Genomic DNA, 18,432 nt, shown 5'->3' on the forward strand with positions numbered 1-18,432 from the left:
AATTGGTAGAGCAACTGACTTGTAATCAGTAGGTTGGGGGTTCAAGTCCTCTCATCAGCTCCACATAAATTAAAGAAAAAGGCCGGAGAGCGCTGTGACCTCTCTGGTTTTTTTCTATTCTTTTATTTTTTAACAAAAAAAAAGAGTCTATATTAGACTCTATGCTTCCCACCTTAGATCATCCCCAAAAAATTTAAGAGGTACAAAATTACTAAATATTCTAGAAAAAGTTCTATCAGTATACGTATCTGCAAACTCTTTTGGTGAAAAATTAGTAGATATTATCATTTTTTTACCATTCAATAAGCGAGTATTAACAATATTAAATATCTCTGTATTAGTAAAGGAATTTGTAAATTCAGTGCCTAGGTCATCAATGATTAATAGATCCGCATCAAATAATAAACTATATTCTTTTTCTCCAATATCATCATTATTTCTATTGAATTTATGAGAACCGATTATATCCATAATCTTAAAGGCCGTTTGGTACACAACAATATAACCTTTATCTAATAAAGACTTAGCTATACAATTAGCCATAAAAGTCTTTCCTAGGCCAGTCTGGCCATAAAATAATAGATTCTCTCCATTATCCTTATCAAAGTTTATAACAAATCCTTCGGAAATATTTAAGATATTCATCATATTTTCTTGAGGTGTTCTATCTTCACCTTCTATAGGATTATTACTAAAAATATTGATATTAAAATTATTAAAATTCTCTTTTTGAAGCATTTTAGAAAGATTGGACATCTCATATGATTCATTTATGAGAGCTTGTTTAAAACAACTACATTTTTCGCCATTTTTAAAATATCCAGTATCATTACATTTATTACATTTATAATTTACATTTAAATATTCTAAAGGTATATTATTTTCCGTAAGTAAGATTGCTTTTTCTTTTTTTAGCTCTTCTAATTGAAATCTTAATTTACTTATTTTATTCTCATAACTAAGAGGGTCTTCTATTATAACTTTTGATATAGATATACTTGCCTCAGTTATTTTCTTATCAATATCTTGGAGACGGGGAATCTTACTATATACCTCTTGTCTTCTCATTTTTTGATTGAGGATAGCTTTATCCCTTTTCTTATCGTATTCATTAAGAATCTTTTTAATTATATTCTTATTCAATATAATCACCCTTATAAAGTTTATTATCCGTTAATTTTCTCTTCGAAATTTTTTCTGATTTTTTTCTCTAACTCATCAGCTGAGTACTTAGTAGTACGTTGCTGAAAATTATGAAACTGTGTATATACTTTTTTCTTTTTTGTGGGAGTTACTTTCTTTTTTAAAACATCTTCTTTATTAGTTTTAAAATTTTCTTTTCTTTTTTCCACATCTTCTAAGGAGTTCACGTTTTCATTATTCCAATTCTTTAAAACACCATCAATATAATCGAAGCTAATTTCACTAATTTTAGTAGTTTCATCACAGGCCCTTAGGACTAGTTCCATACTAAAGTTCCACTCATCAAACCATCTATCAATATATTTCTTCTGAGGTTCACTTGCCATACCTTTTAGACCAAGGTATCTTATTACCTTATTATATCTATAAAATCTTTCATCTCTTTTGCTCATATAAGCATCTAACTTCTCGATATTTGTAATATCATCAGCATACCAGTTCCGGATAATTCCTTCCACAAAGGATATATTCCTTCTATTCTTTTTTTCTAAAGAATACTGAAATGCTCTTACTATCACTTCAGGGCTCATATTATAATTATCTATCCATTCATAGATACGCTTATATTCATTAGGAGTAATATATCGTTTTATAACTAATCGTATTTCGTTAAACATTTCATTAATAGCTGGCACTTTCTTTGCTTCTACTAGTTCTTCTGAAGTAGCTGTATAGGGTTTAGTATAGCTTTCTTTTCCACTTTCTATTTTAGTATCAGTTGATTTTGGTTTTATTAAATTATTAATGTAGAGTTGTTTAAGATTCAAGAACTCAATATTATAATCTATGTTATTGCTCTCATCTTCAAAAATTTTTTTTATTATTCCTTTATTTTCCCAAAAATCCCATGCACTAAGAACATCACCAAGGGGAACATCTAAATGTTTAGCAATAGTTCTATTATCTACATTTATATTATCATCTTTATCCTTGGCGTATTTATATCCTAATAAATACACTTTCACATAGGTACCGTGAGCCATAGGCATGAAATCATTTATAAAAATATTTTCTATAGGGGTATCCCCTAAATCTATATCTGTAGTTTCAATATAAAAACTCAATTTAACTCACCTGCCAAACTTTTATTAATAATTATTATATCATAGGAAATACTTATACTATTGTAATATTTAAGTAACATAACCAAAATATAATAGACATCATAAATTACTTTAACATACAATATCTTAATAGACAATATGGAGGAAATACCATGGAATAATTTTATAGAGACATATTTACTAGGTTAAGAATTATACCTATTTTATACAGTTACAAACAAGTTTATATGGAAATAACTTTTATAGATTATTGGGAAATTATCATAAAAATATTCCTCAAATAAAAGAGGAATTAAGTAATAATAAAAAATTAATAGAATATTATGTATTATAGACATGCTTTACACAAAAAAATATTTGCTTATTCGTAAAGCAACTGATATAATTGAGGGGTACTTTATTACGATTGTATTACAAAAGTGTTATCAGTAGATTACTAGTGAAATAATTTTAGCAAATAGTCGCAGTTTTTTATATACCATTTAAATACCCAACAAACGAAAGTTAAATCACAATATATAAAAAAATATAGAGGATTTTCTTGGGGAGGAAGTTTTATGAATGATTTTATTAAGAGAGCCATTGGCGTTATTGGAAAAAAGAGTTCTCGTTTTAAAGACATAAGATTTAGCATTATTGTTGTAGCAGTTCTTATAATAGGAATATTAAGTGGCGCAACAATAAAATCTAATATTGAACATAAAAAATATACAGAAGCTTATGAAGTTAGCCTAGGTGAAGAAAAAATAGGTATGGTAAGGGATAAGCAATTAGTATTGAATACATATAATCATATAAAAGATAATTTTAAGAAAGAATCTGGATTTGAATTATTACATAATGAGGAATTTACTTTCCAACAGACCTATGCAGAGGATGAAGAATTAACTTCCAAAACAAACATTTATAATAATATCAAAAATAGGGTTGGAGAAAGTGTATTAGCATATGGACTAAAGGTTGATGGTAAACTTGTAGGTATTGTTAAAAGTGATAAAGTAGCTAAAAACATAATAGAAGATATAAAAAAGCCATACATAGAAAATTCAAATGAAAATTCAAAAATAGAAGAAGTTAAAATCCTTGAAGACATTAAAATAGAACAAGTTAAGGTAGACGTATCTCAAATTCAAAATTCAAATGATTTAATAAATATCCTTAAAAAAGGAACTAATGAGGAAAAGACTCATATAGTTAAAGAAGGAGAAAGTTTTTGGGAAATTGCTAGCAATAATAAAATTACAGTGGAAGATTTGGTAAAAGCTAATCCATCTCTAACTCCAGAAAGTATTAGAGAAGGAGATGAAATAAGTCTAATAGCACCAAAATCATATATAACTGTAGTTACTTATGAAACTAAAACCTATACAGAAGAAATACCATATGAAGTAAAATATGAAAAATCTGATAGTTTATATTCAAATCAGAAGAAAGTTAAACAAGAAGGAACAGAAGGAAAAAAAGAGGTAGTAGTAAAATTAGAAAAAAGAAATGGAATAGAAATAGCTAAAGAAGTAATATCTCAAACAATAAAATCTCAACCTATAGCACAAATAATTACAAAAGGAACAAAGGCTATTCCTTCTTCTAGAGGTACTGGGCAATTCTCAATGCCTGTGAATGGAAGGTTAACTTCCTCCTATGGACCTAGAGGATCAGGATTTCATTCAGGTATAGATTTAGCAGCTTCTACTGGAACCACCATAAGAGCAGCAGATAATGGTGTTGTAACATTTGCTGGGTATAGTGGTTCATATGGTTATATGATTAAGGTTGATCATGGAAATGGATATGCTACTAAATATGCCCATAGTAGTAAATTATACGTTAGTAAGGGACAAAAAGTTGCTAAAGGTCAATCTATAGCAGCAGTAGGAAACACAGGTAGAAGTACAGGACCTCATCTTCATTTTGAAGTTCTTGTAAATGGAAGGCATCGTAATCCATATAATTATTTAAGATAATAATAATAATAAGAGAGTTAAGACCTAGGAATTTTCCTAGGTCTTTTAATTTATATATCCCATAGAAATAAAAGAATTATCAATAATATAATTATTATATTATCATCAATAAATCCACCAAAGACTCCCTGACTGTCAAATTTTTCAGGGTCATTGAAAGATATAGTATCATATTTACTGGCATAGTCTTTATCAAATAATTTTTCTAAATCTATGACTCCTGCACCTTGTTCGTTTTGAGAGAAACCTATGTTGCTACAACAACCTACAATCATTTTCTTTGCTTTTTTTGGAGTTAAATCAGCATGCTTTTGATGTAATAAAGCACATGCTCCTGTTACAACTGGAGTAGCCATAGATGTTCCACTTAATGATATATATCCAGAAGAATTTTTATTTGATAAGCTCATAATATCAACTCCTGGAGCCACTACGTCCGGTTTTTTGTAACCATCTTTTGTAGGACCTCTACTAGAAAAATTTGCTATAAAATCATCATTTATCTCTGGAGTTTTATTATCATCTATTGCGCCTACTGTAATTCCTGATGGAGCATTTCCAGGACATAAAATTGTACCCTTTGAAGGACCGCTATTTCCTGCTGCACAAACTACAGTCAATCCTGACTTTACTGCTTCTTCTACAGCCTGAGCTAATGGACAAGATGTATATGAACTATTAGCTGGTGTACCTAAGGATAAGTTTAATATTTTAGTATTATATTTGTCTTTAGTTTCGATAACCCATTGTATCGCTGATACAATATCAGAAGTACTTCCACTACCAGAACTATCCAAAGCTTTTACTATTAATAAATTAGCTGAAGGAGCTATACCTGTGTATTTACCATTAGATGAATAGCCACTGCCTGCAATTATTCCTGCGATATGAGTTCCATGGCCATTATCATCATAGGGTTTATTACGGTTATTTACAAAGTCTTTAAAACCTAAGATCCGATTTGTAGGTCTAATTAAGTCTACATGAGGTGAAAATCCTGTATCTACTACAGCAACTGTTACACCTTCACCAGTAAAATTTTTTTCTTTAGGAAAATTCGTTTTTATAGATTCATTTACAATATCTAACTGAGCAAATACTTTACCATCAAATGATATGAATTCTACATCAGGATCATTACTTAATGAACTTATATCATTGAGATTCATACTGCAGGCAATAGCTCCTACAATAGGAAGCTCATATTTTAACTTTGAAGACATAGTAGATATCTTACTAGTGTTATTATTTTTAAACCTTATTATAATCGGAATTTCTCCCTTAGATATGGAGTTCAATTTAGCACTGACTAAAGGATCAATCTTAATTCTTTTCCCCCGTCTCATAAAATCACCTTCCTATGATTTAATCTATGCGGTAGGTGATTAAAAGGTTATTACATTTTTATTTGTTCTAATTAAGTTTGGAGATACTATGTTATAATTATATAAACTTGCAAATTAAGTACTAGAGATTCAAAATATTAAATTATTATTTTGAAGGAAATTCGTATAATATATAGAATAGATATAAGAGTTCCATTAATTGTAATTAAAGATAGGAGGATTTTTATGGCAAAAAAAATACTGGTTGTAGATGATGAAAAACCAATCGCGGATATATTAAGATTTAACCTACAAAAAGAAGGTTATGATGTTTCCTTAGCTCACGATGGGGAAGAGGCAGTAAAGATAGCTATGGAATGGGATCCAGACTTGATATTACTTGACATAATGTTACCTAAAAAAGATGGATTTGAAGTTTTAAAAGAAATTAGAGAAAAGAAAGATACTCCTGTAATTATGTTAACTGCAAAAGAAGAGGAAGTAGACAAGATTTTAGGATTAGAGATGGGGGCAGATGACTATATTACAAAACCTTTTAGTATAAGAGAGTTAAGTGCAAGAGTTAAAGCTAATATTAGAAGGGGAGAAATGGTGAAGAATGTTAGTGAAAAAGAGCCTAGAAATATAATAAAATCTGGAAACCTAGAGATAGATTTAAACAAATATGAAGTAATAAAGAATGGTGTAGTTATTGACCTCACATTGAGAGAATTTGAATTGCTAAGATTTATATCGACTAAACCAGAACAAGTATTCTCTAGGGAAAAACTTTTACAAGAAGTATGGGGATATGAGTATTATGGAGATATAAGAACTGTAGATGTAACGATAAGAAGATTAAGAGAAAAAATTGAAGATAATTCTAGCAATCCTCAATATGTAATAACAAAGAGGGGAGTAGGCTATTACTTCAGGAGGGCATAGATAATGTTTAAAAGCATTAGAATTAAATTTATAACTGTTTATTTTTTATTGGTATTTATAGCAATGATTATAGCAGGAATATTTATAGTAACAGTATTTGAAAAAAATCAATTAAAACAGGTAGAGAGCTCTATGAAAGCTCAAGCGCAAAGTATATTGGCTTTTTCTCCTACGATAAAAGAAGGAAGTTGGGATAAGTTAGGGGATGAGGAAAAGAGTGATTTATTAACTAAATCCCCTATCTATACTACAGATAATAGGGTTTATATTGTAGACACTACTAAAGTTTCTCCAGAAATAATTTCAACTAATATAGGCCAAGAAGAAAGACTTATAGGAGAAAGTGCCTATAACATACCACAGATATCTCCTACTCTAATAGTTGAAGCTTCCAATGGAAATGAAATTTTCGAATATAATGAGGAAATGACATTAAGGGATCTAGCATATCCAATAAAAAATGAAGAAGGAGAAGTACGAGGAGTAATATATATAATTTATGATCTAAAAAATATAAATGATACTATTTCTGAGACTAAAACTATATTTATTGAAGCTACATTATTAGCTTTGGCAATTACAGTAATACTAGGATTTATGATAGCTAGTAGTATAACAGAACCAATAAAAGATGTTACAGTAAAAGCTGAAAAGATGGCGGAAGGTGACTTTAAACAATATGTTGATGTAAAGTCAGATGATGAAATAGGACAGCTAGCAAGTATGTTTAATCTACTAACTAGAAAATTAGATACTACTATATCAGAAATATTTAGAGAAAAAAGCAAGATGGAAACTATTTTTAACTATATGGCGGATGGTGTTATAGCAGTGGATATTAAAGGTAGAATATCTCATGCTAATCCTATAGCTAAAAACATTTTAAAAGTTAAAGGTGAAGATTTAAAAAATAAAGATTATGATGAAATAATATCTTCAGTGAACAAATATTTAACATTAAAAAATATAATACAAAATGAAGATTTAAAAGGAAAACAAATGATAGAAACTGAAACATCCACATATATGGCAAGATTTGCACCCTACTTAAATGAAGGGGATGAATTTGGAGGAATAATTATAGTATTTCAAGATATAACAGAGCAACAAAATCTAGACAATCTTAGAAGAGAATTTGTTGCAAATGTATCCCATGAACTTAAAACTCCTATAACAACAATAAAAAGTTATACAGAGACACTGTTAGATGGAGCATTAGAGAGTAAGGATTTAAGCATACAATTTTTAGGTGTAGTAAATGATGAGTGTGATAGGATGTCTAGAATAGTAAGGGATCTTCTTCAATTATCAAATTTTGATAATAAGGAAGTAAAATGGGAAAAGGAATTTATATCTTTGTCTGACTTATTATTAAAGAGTTATACGAAGTTAGAAATTTCGATAAAAGAGAAAAAGCAAGAAATTAAAATAGATGTAGATGATAATGTACCCTTAGTGTATGCGGATAAAGACGCTATTGAACAAGTTATTTTAAATATATTGAGTAATGCTATAAAGTATACTCCTGAAAATGGCTTTATAGAAGTCAAAGGGGTAAAGCAATCTGAAGCAGTTAAAATTATAATAGAAGATAATGGTATTGGAATACCTAAAGAAGATTTAGAAAGAATATTTGAAAGATTCTATAGAGTTGATAAAGCAAGATCAAGAGATTTGGGAGGAACTGGATTAGGACTTTCCATCTCAAAAAGAATAATAGAATCTCATAATGGAAAGATAAACATAGAAAGTGAATATGGCAAAGGTACAAGGGTGAATATAACATTACCAATAAAAGATAATTTAGATAGTTAACATGGTTTATGTAATTTAATTTTAAAGCCTAGGTAATATCTCTGTAATATAACTCTTATATAATTGTAGTGTTATATTAAACACAGATTATATAAATATATAAGGACATTAGAAATTAAAGGATATAAGGGATCTATTATATAAGAAGATAATTACCTTGATTTTTGAGGAGGATAAACCATGATAAAGAAAATATTATCTAGTACATTAATAATGATTATGTTAGGTAGTACCTATACAACAGCCCATTCAACAAACCCAATAAACCCAACAAATGTAATAACGATTCCTAATAATAATTATAAGATCATAATGCCGGAAAATAATTTAGTGACTTCCCAAAAAATTATACTATTATCAGGAAAGGCTGAAGAGGATAGCAGTATAATTATAAAAGTATATAATTTTGATGAGCTATTATCTATTAATAAATCAAAATTAAATAATGATACTTCTTCTATTGAGGAGGAGCCAATTCTAACTACAAAAACAGAAGTGGGAGAGTTAGGTCGATATAACATAGAATTAAAACTTCCCCAGGGAAGAAATAAAATTATTGTAGAAACTAATAATGATGATAATACTTATATCTTTACTAGAGATATAAGTGTTACCAGTGAAGATATAGCTAAAGAATATCTTAGTAAAGCAAATATATTAAATGACGTAGATATTAAAGAACTATTAAAATCAATAATAGAAAGTGATTAGAAGGTGAGGTGGCTATCCTATGGATAAAGGTAAAATTAATACTTTTATTTTAACCACTTTGTTCATAATGAGCCTATTTCTTGCTAGTAAAACCTTATTTGATACTAATAATGATTTATTCTCATCCTTAGGAGACAATAAATATGATTCTTCTAAGGATTTAATCATATCTCAAATTATTTCTCCAAAGAGAATACTAGTAAATTATTCTGAGGGTACCCATACTATAGTATATTCTAATGAAAAGGATGATTTATGGGGTAAAGCAACAGTAATTATTAAAGATACCTTTATGAATGATATGCTTAATATTACTGAAATTACAAGCAAAGAATTAATAGATGAAAAAAGTGAAAAGTCAATTAATCTTGAATTCCCTGATGAAATCCCTATTAGATTACTATCAAAAGCATTAGATATGCCTATACCTACCAACATAGAGGGGAATATAGAATCTATAAAAGATGTATATATAAGAATAGGTAATGAATCATATATAATCTTAAGCAATGAAGAAAAGGTTATTAAAATAAATGACTTAACCTATGATAGTGATGACTTAGATAAATCTATAGAAAACCTTAAGAATTCTAGAGATTTCGTAAATTATTGGCCCGGTAGGATTATTTTAGGAACCAAAGAAGATGTATATATACCTACTAGTGTACCAAGCAATAAAAAGAATATCAAAGTAAAAAATGATATAGATGTAATAGATACTACGAAAAAAAAGAATGAATATAGTGAAAAAATACCACAAAATAATTTAGAAGACATTCATAGAGCAGAAGATAATAGTCATATTGATAAAATTGCAGAGGGTTTCTTTGATAAGGATTTATCTTATTTAAGAAAAATAGTAGATAATAGTGGTGCAATTGTTTATATGTATAATCAAAATACAGGATTATTAGTTTATCCTAATGGGTTAATTGAATATTCTAATACATTAGATAATGTAACAATAGAAAGAAATCTTTATGAAAGTTTTAATACTATTATTGAGTTTGTAACTACTAAAGATAGATTACCAGAAGAAAGTTACTTATCAAATATTGAAGAAATTGAATCTGAAGATGGTAGTAAAGGATATAGATTTACTTTTGAATATAATATACAAGGCAGACCAGTATATATAAATAATATAAATAGTGAAAATAAACAATTAATGAAACCTTTAATCGTTGAAGTATTTAATGATCAAGTAAAAAGTTATAAAAGATTTTATAGAGATAGTATATTTGAAGAAGAAACTCGTATTTATGGGGAAGAACGAATGACTCCTGAAGAAATAATTGAAAAGAATATGGATGAAATAATAAGAGATTTTATTAACGATGAGAATTCTATAGCAAAAAATATGGAGCAAAAAATTCGGGAGATAATAGTATCTTCTATAGATAATGTATCTCTAGGCTATTATGATAACGCTAAAGAATATTATAATACTCCCTTAGATGATGTATGGGTCATAGATATTGGCAAGAAGAGATATATATTTGATACTAGTGATGGAACTAAATTAGATGTTGAATCTATAGATTAAATAATTAAATTATATTTTCACGGAGCACTCTTTTAAAAAGGAGTTGTAGAATTTAATGGATTGGTCAAAAGCTAAAAAAATATTAATTATTGCTTTTTTAATAATGAATATTATACTACTATCTACTTTTCTCTATAGATCAAAGGGAATGAAGCAGTATATAACTACTGAAGCTGATGTAATAGAAAAGCTTAAAGAAATTAATGTTGAAATTCATACAGAAATTCCCAATGATATTCCAGATGAGGGACTTCTAGAAGTGGAGTTTGAAGATTATAGAACAGACAGTGAAAAAATTGAGATGGCAAGGAAGTTTTTAAATATAGGAGATATAATAGATACCAATAGTGTAGAGACTAAAGAAGATGAAATAATATTCAATAATGGAAATGAAGTATTAAAGATAATAAAAGAAAAAGAGTTAGTATATATAAATAAAGACAGAACCAAGGTAGGAAATTCTGAATATGATCCCTATGCGGTAGTAAATAATTTTGTAAGAGATAAAGGATTTAGTACAGAAGATTATGTGTTAAGTGAGATGAGAAAAAATGATGATTCCTATTATTTAGTGTATTCAAAGAAATATAAAGATACTATAATAGAAAAGAGTTATATGAAATTTACAATATATTCTTCAAGAGTAGTAAATTTTGAAAGATTATGGATAGAACCTATTAAAGAGAAAAAAAATAACATTGACTTAAGACCAGCCACAGATTCTTTATTAAAACTTTTATCCCAGAAAGAAATTTATGGAAAAAATATTGAAGATATTATTTTATGTTATTATTTTGATCCCACAGATACAAAAGTTTATGATTTTAGAGAACCAAGATCAGGAGATGCAATACCTGCATGGAAAATAGAATTTACGGATGGAACAATTAAATATCTTTATGAAAATTAAGAGTCCAAATTAATGGACTCTTTTTCTTTTATATAGGTTATAATATAGAAAATGAGACTAGATATTTAGATATAATCTAGTCGTGAGTATTTAAAAATATGTATAAATTGTATATAATAGATGTATAGGCGAGAATATTACTAGAAGATAATACTGAAAGAGGGGTGAACAGCTGATTTCGGTCAGCTTAAAATATGGATAAATTTATAATTAAAGGTGGAAATAGATTAACAGGTGAAGTAAATATAAGTGGATTTAAAAATGCTATTTTAGCAATAATTCCTGCTACATTGTTAGCAAAGGATAAATGCAGAATCGAGAATGTGCCGCTAATAAGCGATGTATATATATTAGTTGATATGATGAAAGAATTAGGTGCAGAAGTGTATTTAGATGAAGCAAATAATGCAATAGATATAGACACTTCTACTATAGAGGATTGTGTAGCATCCTATGATATGGCTAAAAGACTTAGAGCATCTTACTATTTAGTAGGAGCTGGATTAGGAAGATTTAAAGAGGCCCATGTGGCATATCCTGGAGGATGTGATATTGGTTCAAGACCGATAGATCAACATATAAAAGGGTTTGAAGCATTAGGAAGTACAGTTAAAATTGAGCATGGAGTTATAAATTGTGAAGTTGATAAATTAATTGGAAATGATATCTACATGGATGTAATAAGTGTAGGAGCAACTATAAATGTCATGTTAGCAGCAGTTATGGCTGAAGGTAAAACTATAATAGAAAATGCAGCAAAGGAACCTCACGTTGTAGATACAGCAAACTTCTTAAATGCAATGGGAGCAGAGGTTAGAGGAGCCGGTACAGATGTTATAAAGATCAGAGGAGTTAAAGAACTTCATGGGTGTACATACAGTGTAATCCCCGATCAAATTGAAGCAGGAACATATATAGTAGCAGCAGCAGCTACAGAAGGGGATGTGCTGATTAAAAATATTATTCCAAAACATTTAGAATCAATTACTGCTAAATTAAAAGAATTAGGAGTAGAGATAATTGAGAATGATGATTCTATTAGAGTTATAGGAAAACCTAATCTAAAGAGTATTAATATAAAAACACTACCTTATCCAGGATTTCCTACAGATCTTCAACAACCTATATCAGTATTACTTACTAAAGCAGAAGGTACTAGTATAGTAACAGAAAGCATATTTGAAGGTAGATTTAAGTATGTAGATGAACTAAAAAGAATGGGTGCAAATATAAAAGTAGATGGTAGGTCAGCTATAATAAGAGGAGCTACTCCATTAAGTAGTACAAAAATAACTGCCACTGACTTAAGAGCAGGGGCTGCTTGTGTAATAGCAGGGTTAATTGCAGATGGAGATACAGAAGTTTATGATATAAATCACGTAGAAAGAGGATATGAAAGAATAGAAGATAAATTAAGAGGGTTAGGTGCAAATATTAAAAAAGTGACGGAATAGCCTAAGGGTTATTTCGTTTTTTATTTTTTTGTTAATTCATCACAGAAACATCACAAATATTCTATAAAATAAATCATGACAGTATGGAGGAGTAAAAATGTCTTTTAAATTTTGTTCAATAGCCAGTGGAAGTAGTGGTAATTGTCAATATATAGAAACAGATAAAGCAAAGATACTTGTGGATGCTGGGTTAAGTGGAAAGAAGATACAAGCAGGACTAGACTTAATTGGAGTAGATCCAAACTCATTAAATGGTATACTAGTAACCCATGAACATAAAGATCATATACAAGGGGTAGGTATACTATCTAGACGGTTTAACATTCCTATATATGCAAATAATAATACATGGGAAGTTATGAGAGAATACCTTGGAAAATTAAAGGAAGAAAATATTAAAATAATAAAAAATAATGGCGACTTTGAAATTGGAAACTTAGGGATAAATACTTTTAGTACTAGTCATGATGCTATTGATTCTATGGGATATAACTTTAATTACAAAAATAAGAAGGTAAGTATAGTTACTGACACAGGAGTAATAACAGATAATATAAAAAGTAAAATACAAGATTCTGACCTATTATTCCTAGAATCAAATCATGATGTGGAAATGCTTAAAGTAGGAAGTTATCCATATTATCTCAAGAAAAGAGTACTAAGTCATGAAGGTCATTTATCCAATGAAGATGCCGGGAATTTATTAGCGGAAATTTTTCAAGGGAGATTTCAAAAGATATTTCTAGCCCATTTAAGTAGAGAAAATAACTTTCCAGAGCTAGCCTATCAAACCGTTGTTAATATAATGACAGCAAAGGGTATAAAAATAAATAAAGATATAGAGATAGATATAGCTCATCGACACCAGCCCACAGTATTTTGTACTATCTAAATAGGAGGGATAGAAATGAATGATGATAACAATAGCATCATTAATGGATTTAGTGGAGATAGTGAAAGGGAAGAAAAAATAGAAAATAATGAAAATAAACAGTGGCATAGTCCAGCACCAAATACAAAAGCTCCTGTCTATAGAGAAAAAGAGAAGCCTAAAAGAGGATTTATATCTTATTTTATAGTAGCTTTGGTGGCAGCATTAATAGGTGGATTAATATCAGCATATATTGCTCCTCAATACTTATATGGTAATATTATACCTATACCAAATAATGGAGGAAACGTTAATCCACAAAATATAACTATAAATTCTCAAGAAGATATGAATATTGTTTCAGCTGTAGCTGAAAAATCAATGAATTCTGTAGTAGGTATAACCACTATGACTACTCAACAAAATTTCTTTGGTAATAATGTGCCTTTAGAAGGAGTAGGATCTGGAGTCATAATAGAGAGTAATGGATATATACTTACAAATTCTCATGTAATAGATAATGGGCAGGCAGACGAAATAACAGTACAATTTGCTGATGGTTCCAAATCAATTGCAGAAGTATTGTGGAATGAATCAGCATTGGATCTAGCAATAATTAAAGTAAATGATACTAATTTACCAGTGGCAGAATTAGGGGATTCTGATGATTTAATTGTAGGAGAACCAGCAATAGCAATAGGAAATCCTCTAGGACTACAATTCCAAAGAACTGTAACATCAGGAGTTATTAGTGGGTTAGATAGAACAATAGCCAGTGAAAATGTAATGATGGAAAATCTAATTCAGACAGATGCTTCGATTAATCCTGGGAATAGTGGTGGAGCACTTCTAAATAAAGAAGGTAAAGTTATAGGGATAAATACAGCAAAAATAACTTCAGCAGAAGGTTTAGGATTCTCTGTACCAATAAATATTGCAAAACCAGTTATTGAACAGATAATATCTGAGGGTGAATTTAATATGGCTTTCATGGGTGTATCTGGGATAGAGGTAAGCAAATATGAAAAAGCCTTAGGTGTTGATATAGAAGCAGAAGAAGGTTTTATAATAATAGAAGTAGTACCTGGATCACCAGCAGCAGTAGGTGGAATACAACAAAATGATATAATAACTAAGATTGGTGATAAAGAAGTAACTAACTACACAACATTAAGAAAAGCTTTATATAATCATAAACCAGGAGACACAACAGAAATAACTATAATAAGAAATGGAGAAAATAAAAAATTAGATATTACATTTAAAGAAACTCCTAAAGAGGCAAAAAACAAATAAAGATATGTAAGACTTGACAAGTTGTCAGGTCTTTTTCCATTTTTAATTTTAAAAATAGAATATATTTATAAAAACAAGGAATTATCTATTTCTAAATAGAAATACTAAAAATAGGATATAATAGAGTAAAGATATTTTTTAGGAGGGAAAACTATGTATGTTGTCTGTAATGACCATTTAACTGAAGCAATAGATGAATTCGTAGAAGTATATGAACAGCCACCAGATATATATGAATTAGATAGTGTATCCTTTAGTGACTGGATAGCACCATCTATATGCGATAAATGTGATAAGGGTCCAAAATATCTAGTAGTTTAAATACTAATTAGGTAGCTAAAATCTAGGACAAGCAGGTAAGATGAAAGGATTATAATATGAACATAACAATAATAGCAGTAGGAAAGATAAAAGAAAAGTACATAAATGGTGGAATAAAGGAGTTTACTAAGAGACTCTCAGGATATTGTAAATTGAAGATAGTAGAAGTGAAGGACGAGGCTACAAGAGAAAACATGTCCCAGACAGAGGAAGACATACTAAAGGATAAAGAGGGAGAAAAAATACTTTCCAAAATTCCAAATGGGTCATATGTGATAACCCTTTGTATAGAAGGCAATCAACTATCCTCTGAAGAACTCTCAGAGAAAATTGACAGACTTGCAGTCACAGGGAAGAGTAATATCACTTTCATAATAGGAGGATCAGTAGGTCTATCTGACAAAGTAATAAAAAGCAGTAATATGAAATTATCCTTCTCAAAAATGACATTTCCCCATCAATTGATGAGGTTGATATTATTGGAGCAGATATATAGAGCTTTTAGAATTAGTAGAGGTGAACCCTACCATAAGTGATAACGGTTTTTTATGAAAATAAGCAATTACATTATATATATGCTATTATATATATGTCAAATGAATAAAAGAGTCAGAGGTAGATGAGGCTTGTTTTATTAAAAAATATATAAGATGGTACAGTTAGTAATATTATAAAAGGTCTCCCCAGGTGGTAAGCAAACGAGGGGAGTTTTTTATATGTTTACAATGAGGTCCAGTGATGATCTTGATTAACTCTTTCATTTTAAATGAAAAAAATTTTATTATAAAATGAACCTTTTAGATAGTTTGAGTATCTCTTATTATATAGGAGCTCCTAACACTGAAGGAGGTAAAAAATTTGGATAATACAACTTTGATTAAGAGCTGTCAACAAGGCAATCTAGAAAGCTTTGAAGAGCTTTATAAAGACTATAGTAAAAATGCTCTAGGCACAGCTTACCTTATTGCCGGACATAAGGGGATAGCAGAAGATATAGTTCAAGAAGCATTTTTTCAATGTTATAGAAAGATAAAGAATTTAAGAGATACCAACGCGTTTGATGTGTGGTTTTATAAGCTATTAGTAAGGATAGCGTGGAAGATGTCATCAAAATACAAGCATACAGTACCAATTGAAGAAATAAGTTACAAAAACACTTGGTGGAAAGAAAGTTTAGATGCAGAACTAGAGTCGAGAGAAACTAGGATAGTGATACATGAAGCGATAGAAAAGCTCAGTCCTCCTTTAAAATCAGTGATTATTCTATATTACTTTAATGACATGACGATTAAACAAATTTCAAGAATACTTAGCTGTGTTCAAGGAACTGTAAAATCTCGTTTACATAATGCAAAAAAAATTCTTGAAAAAGAACTTGGCAAGGATATAGATAAAAATATCTATAAAACCATATACAAGGGGAAGGAGTGTAGTATAGATGATTAATAAGTCTAACCTTGAAAGCATGATAAAGAAAGATTTAATACAAAAAGCTAGTGAAGTCAAACCTTCAGATGAAATGATCTCAAAAATAATTGACCGAATTGAGGATGAGGAACGAACAAATCACAACATGTTAAAAGATAGAATATTAAATGTGATCTTGAGAAGATTTATTGCTGTTTCGCTATGTGGAGTTTTAGCCTTTACTGGGATACTGTTTATTTTTTCAGAGACAGCTAGGGCTCTGACATTAGATGCAGTAAACACTATAAAAACAATATTTGTACTTGAAAAATCAGAAGGAGATTACAAGATTGTTGAACAATCAACGACAGACCCTGTATTCACACCTGTATGTATCAGAACATCAAAACTAAGTGATGAGGAAATTTCCAAAAAGCTTAAATTTAATGTGTCTTATCCAGAAAGTCTATCTGGCGGGTATAAGTATCATTATAAAAGTGAGGGAGTAGGTATTCAAAGGCAAGTAAGTCAAGAAAAGTGGAGACAGCTTCAAGTGGATATGATTGAAGCTATCAATGATGAGACTGCACTCAATGGTCTCAGTGCATATAAACCATACAGGATTATAGTTGCAACCTATAGAAACAAAGAAGGACACAACATATTTATCCAAATGCAAGCTGCAGAGGTTCTAGTATCTACTGAAAATAATAGTACCGTTGTTAAAACAAATATAGGTAATGAAGATGCTATTTGGATTGAAATGATGACCCCTGAGTATGAACATATTATGGAAAATGGGATGGGCACATCAAATTTATTTAAGAAGCCAGAAAGGATAGTAAAAGTGCATTCCCTAATATGGGAATCTGATGGCGTTAGATATGTTATCAATACTATGAAAGGGCAGGAGCTCTTTATGGAAGAGTCAGTAAAAATTGCGGAGTCTTTTATGGAACAAATAAAATAAGATGGATACAGATAAGTAATATTATTAAGAGGATATATCCTAGAAATATAACGGGCTTATTCTATAGGAGTAAATCTTAAAACTACGCTACTTTTATAATTTTTTCTGAAATTAAAAGGATGTTAACTTCAATAATTAACATCCTTTTCAATATTTAATTATGAATTTGGGAAGCAACAATATGAGAATATTATTCATAAATAACTCTAATGATATTAAGACGATTACTAGTGAAAGAGAATAATAGGTTAGTGAGGTGAAAAAATTAATAGTGATAAATTGAAATAAACATTGGTCTGTAACTGCGGTGTTTTTATAGAACGAAATAAAGGAGTATATTTTTAGATGCATGGGGTAGGCAGTAACATATGCATAAAATTAACATACGTAATGAATTTTAAAAAACTTGCTATAAAATATTTTTTAGAAGAAGCTGATATAAACTCATTATATTTAGAAATACTTAACAACATTTCACCAATTATAGGTTCGTATATTCTCAATACTACAAAAAAAGACTTTTCACCTTACCCCAAAATAGACGTATCTATTACTGATAGTATTGATACAAAAATATCTAATAAAAAAAGGGTGAAAATTATATAATATTATGGTAGAATGACTACGTAG

17 protein-coding genes are annotated in these 18,432 nt (G+C 29.3%); 14 read left to right on the plus strand and 3 right to left on the minus strand.

The genetic code is table 11. The annotated features are described in order from the left end of the window. Positions 1-159: 159 nt before the first annotated feature. Complete coding sequence (locus GOQ27_RS08485; RefSeq protein ID WP_484477111.1) at positions 160-1,152, minus strand: ATP-binding protein; 993 nt, start codon at positions 1,150-1,152, stop codon at positions 160-162. A 14-nt stretch (positions 1,153-1,166) separates the two neighbouring features. Then, positions 1,167-2,267: a DnaD domain protein gene (locus GOQ27_RS08490; protein ID WP_203366425.1), complete on the minus strand. Its 1,101-nt coding sequence runs from the start codon at positions 2,265-2,267 to the stop codon at positions 1,167-1,169. A gap of 557 nt (positions 2,268-2,824) precedes the next feature. Between GOQ27_RS08490 and GOQ27_RS08495 the strand changes: the two genes are divergently transcribed. After that, positions 2,825-4,231: a M23 family metallopeptidase gene (locus tag GOQ27_RS08495; RefSeq protein ID WP_203366426.1), complete on the plus strand. Its 1,407-nt coding sequence runs from the start codon at positions 2,825-2,827 to the stop codon at positions 4,229-4,231. A gap of 50 nt (positions 4,232-4,281) precedes the next feature. On the opposite strand, the gene GOQ27_RS08500 is transcribed toward GOQ27_RS08495, so the two are convergent. After that, on the minus strand, positions 4,282-5,577 hold the full coding sequence (locus GOQ27_RS08500; protein ID WP_252187786.1) for a S8 family peptidase: 1,296 nt from the start codon (positions 5,575-5,577) through the stop codon (positions 4,282-4,284). Positions 5,578-5,802: 225 nt separating this feature from the next. On the opposite strand from GOQ27_RS08500, the gene yycF reads away from it, so the two are divergent. From yycF to GOQ27_RS08565, 13 genes are all read left to right on the plus strand, one after another. Beyond that, the gene (gene yycF, locus GOQ27_RS08505) at positions 5,803-6,501 is read left to right on the plus strand and encodes a response regulator YycF (RefSeq protein ID WP_203366427.1); all 699 of its coding nucleotides are present in this window, start codon (positions 5,803-5,805) and stop codon (positions 6,499-6,501) included. A gap of 3 nt (positions 6,502-6,504) precedes the next feature. Beyond that, complete coding sequence (locus GOQ27_RS08510; RefSeq protein WP_203366428.1) at positions 6,505-8,316, plus strand: sensor histidine kinase; 1,812 nt, start codon at positions 6,505-6,507, stop codon at positions 8,314-8,316. Between the two features lie 180 nt (positions 8,317-8,496). Then, the gene (locus GOQ27_RS08515; protein ID WP_203366429.1) at positions 8,497-9,027 is read left to right on the plus strand and encodes a hypothetical protein; all 531 of its coding nucleotides are present in this window, start codon (positions 8,497-8,499) and stop codon (positions 9,025-9,027) included. A gap of 19 nt (positions 9,028-9,046) precedes the next feature. After that, entirely contained in the window at positions 9,047-10,573 is a 1,527-nt protein-coding gene (locus GOQ27_RS08520) for a hypothetical protein (RefSeq protein WP_203366430.1), read from the plus strand. Between the two features lie 55 nt (positions 10,574-10,628). Next, on the plus strand, positions 10,629-11,483 hold the full coding sequence (locus tag GOQ27_RS08525; protein ID WP_203366431.1) for a two-component system regulatory protein YycI: 855 nt from the start codon (positions 10,629-10,631) through the stop codon (positions 11,481-11,483). Positions 11,484-11,677: 194 nt separating this feature from the next. Next, positions 11,678-12,937: a UDP-N-acetylglucosamine 1-carboxyvinyltransferase gene (locus GOQ27_RS08530; RefSeq protein WP_203366432.1), complete on the plus strand. Its 1,260-nt coding sequence runs from the start codon at positions 11,678-11,680 to the stop codon at positions 12,935-12,937. 97 nt (positions 12,938-13,034) lie between these two features. Next, entirely contained in the window at positions 13,035-13,829 is a 795-nt protein-coding gene (locus GOQ27_RS08535) for an MBL fold metallo-hydrolase (RefSeq protein WP_203366433.1), read from the plus strand. Between the two features lie 15 nt (positions 13,830-13,844). Beyond that, positions 13,845-15,104 (plus strand): serine protease HtrA, encoded by a 1,260-nt coding sequence (htrA, locus tag GOQ27_RS08540; RefSeq protein ID WP_203366434.1) that lies wholly within the window; start codon positions 13,845-13,847, stop codon positions 15,102-15,104. A 153-nt stretch (positions 15,105-15,257) separates the two neighbouring features. Continuing rightward, positions 15,258-15,425: a CxxH/CxxC protein gene (locus GOQ27_RS08545; RefSeq protein ID WP_203366435.1), complete on the plus strand. Its 168-nt coding sequence runs from the start codon at positions 15,258-15,260 to the stop codon at positions 15,423-15,425. Positions 15,426-15,481: 56 nt separating this feature from the next. Beyond that, on the plus strand, positions 15,482-15,961 hold the full coding sequence (gene rlmH, locus GOQ27_RS08550) for a 23S rRNA (pseudouridine(1915)-N(3))-methyltransferase RlmH (RefSeq protein ID WP_203366436.1): 480 nt from the start codon (positions 15,482-15,484) through the stop codon (positions 15,959-15,961). A 322-nt stretch (positions 15,962-16,283) separates the two neighbouring features. Beyond that, positions 16,284-16,871: an RNA polymerase sigma factor gene (locus GOQ27_RS08555; protein WP_203366437.1), complete on the plus strand. Its 588-nt coding sequence runs from the start codon at positions 16,284-16,286 to the stop codon at positions 16,869-16,871. Then, complete coding sequence (locus GOQ27_RS08560; RefSeq protein WP_203366438.1) at positions 16,864-17,802, plus strand: hypothetical protein; 939 nt, start codon at positions 16,864-16,866, stop codon at positions 17,800-17,802. The genes GOQ27_RS08555 and GOQ27_RS08560 overlap by 8 nt, the downstream gene beginning before the upstream one ends. Before the next feature lie 390 nt (positions 17,803-18,192). Further along, the gene (locus tag GOQ27_RS08565) at positions 18,193-18,408 is read left to right on the plus strand and encodes a hypothetical protein (RefSeq protein ID WP_203366439.1); all 216 of its coding nucleotides are present in this window, start codon (positions 18,193-18,195) and stop codon (positions 18,406-18,408) included. Positions 18,409-18,432 lie beyond the last annotated feature (24 nt).

The sequence above is a fragment of the Anaeromonas frigoriresistens genome (assembly GCF_016820655.1).
In the GTDB taxonomy this organism is placed as follows: Bacteria; Bacillota; Clostridia; order Tissierellales; family SIT17; genus Anaeromonas; species Anaeromonas frigoriresistens.

Excerpts from the sequence above, each read along its gene's own strand:
- htrA (WP_203366434.1), top strand. The coding sequence starts at position 13,845 with ATGAATGATGATAACAATAGCATCATTAATGGATTTAGTGGAGATAGT.
- GOQ27_RS08560 (WP_203366438.1), top strand. The coding sequence starts at position 16,864 with ATGATTAATAAGTCTAACCTTGAAAGCATGATAAAGAAAGATTTAATA.
- GOQ27_RS08530 (WP_203366432.1), top strand. The coding sequence starts at position 11,678 with ATGGATAAATTTATAATTAAAGGTGGAAATAGATTAACAGGTGAAGTA.
- GOQ27_RS08565 (WP_203366439.1), top strand. The coding sequence starts at position 18,193 with ATGAATTTTAAAAAACTTGCTATAAAATATTTTTTAGAAGAAGCTGAT.
- GOQ27_RS08515 (WP_203366429.1), top strand. The coding sequence starts at position 8,497 with ATGATAAAGAAAATATTATCTAGTACATTAATAATGATTATGTTAGGT.
- GOQ27_RS08500 (WP_252187786.1), bottom strand. The coding sequence starts at position 5,577 with ATGAGACGGGGGAAAAGAATTAAGATTGATCCTTTAGTCAGTGCTAAA.
- yycF (WP_203366427.1), top strand. The coding sequence starts at position 5,803 with ATGGCAAAAAAAATACTGGTTGTAGATGATGAAAAACCAATCGCGGAT.
- GOQ27_RS08525 (WP_203366431.1), top strand. The coding sequence starts at position 10,629 with ATGGATTGGTCAAAAGCTAAAAAAATATTAATTATTGCTTTTTTAATA.
- GOQ27_RS08545 (WP_203366435.1), top strand. The coding sequence starts at position 15,258 with ATGTATGTTGTCTGTAATGACCATTTAACTGAAGCAATAGATGAATTC.
- GOQ27_RS08510 (WP_203366428.1), top strand. The coding sequence starts at position 6,505 with ATGTTTAAAAGCATTAGAATTAAATTTATAACTGTTTATTTTTTATTG.
- rlmH (WP_203366436.1), top strand. The coding sequence starts at position 15,482 with ATGAACATAACAATAATAGCAGTAGGAAAGATAAAAGAAAAGTACATA.
- GOQ27_RS08535 (WP_203366433.1), top strand. The coding sequence starts at position 13,035 with ATGTCTTTTAAATTTTGTTCAATAGCCAGTGGAAGTAGTGGTAATTGT.
- GOQ27_RS08495 (WP_203366426.1), top strand. The coding sequence starts at position 2,825 with ATGAATGATTTTATTAAGAGAGCCATTGGCGTTATTGGAAAAAAGAGT.
- GOQ27_RS08520 (WP_203366430.1), top strand. The coding sequence starts at position 9,047 with ATGGATAAAGGTAAAATTAATACTTTTATTTTAACCACTTTGTTCATA.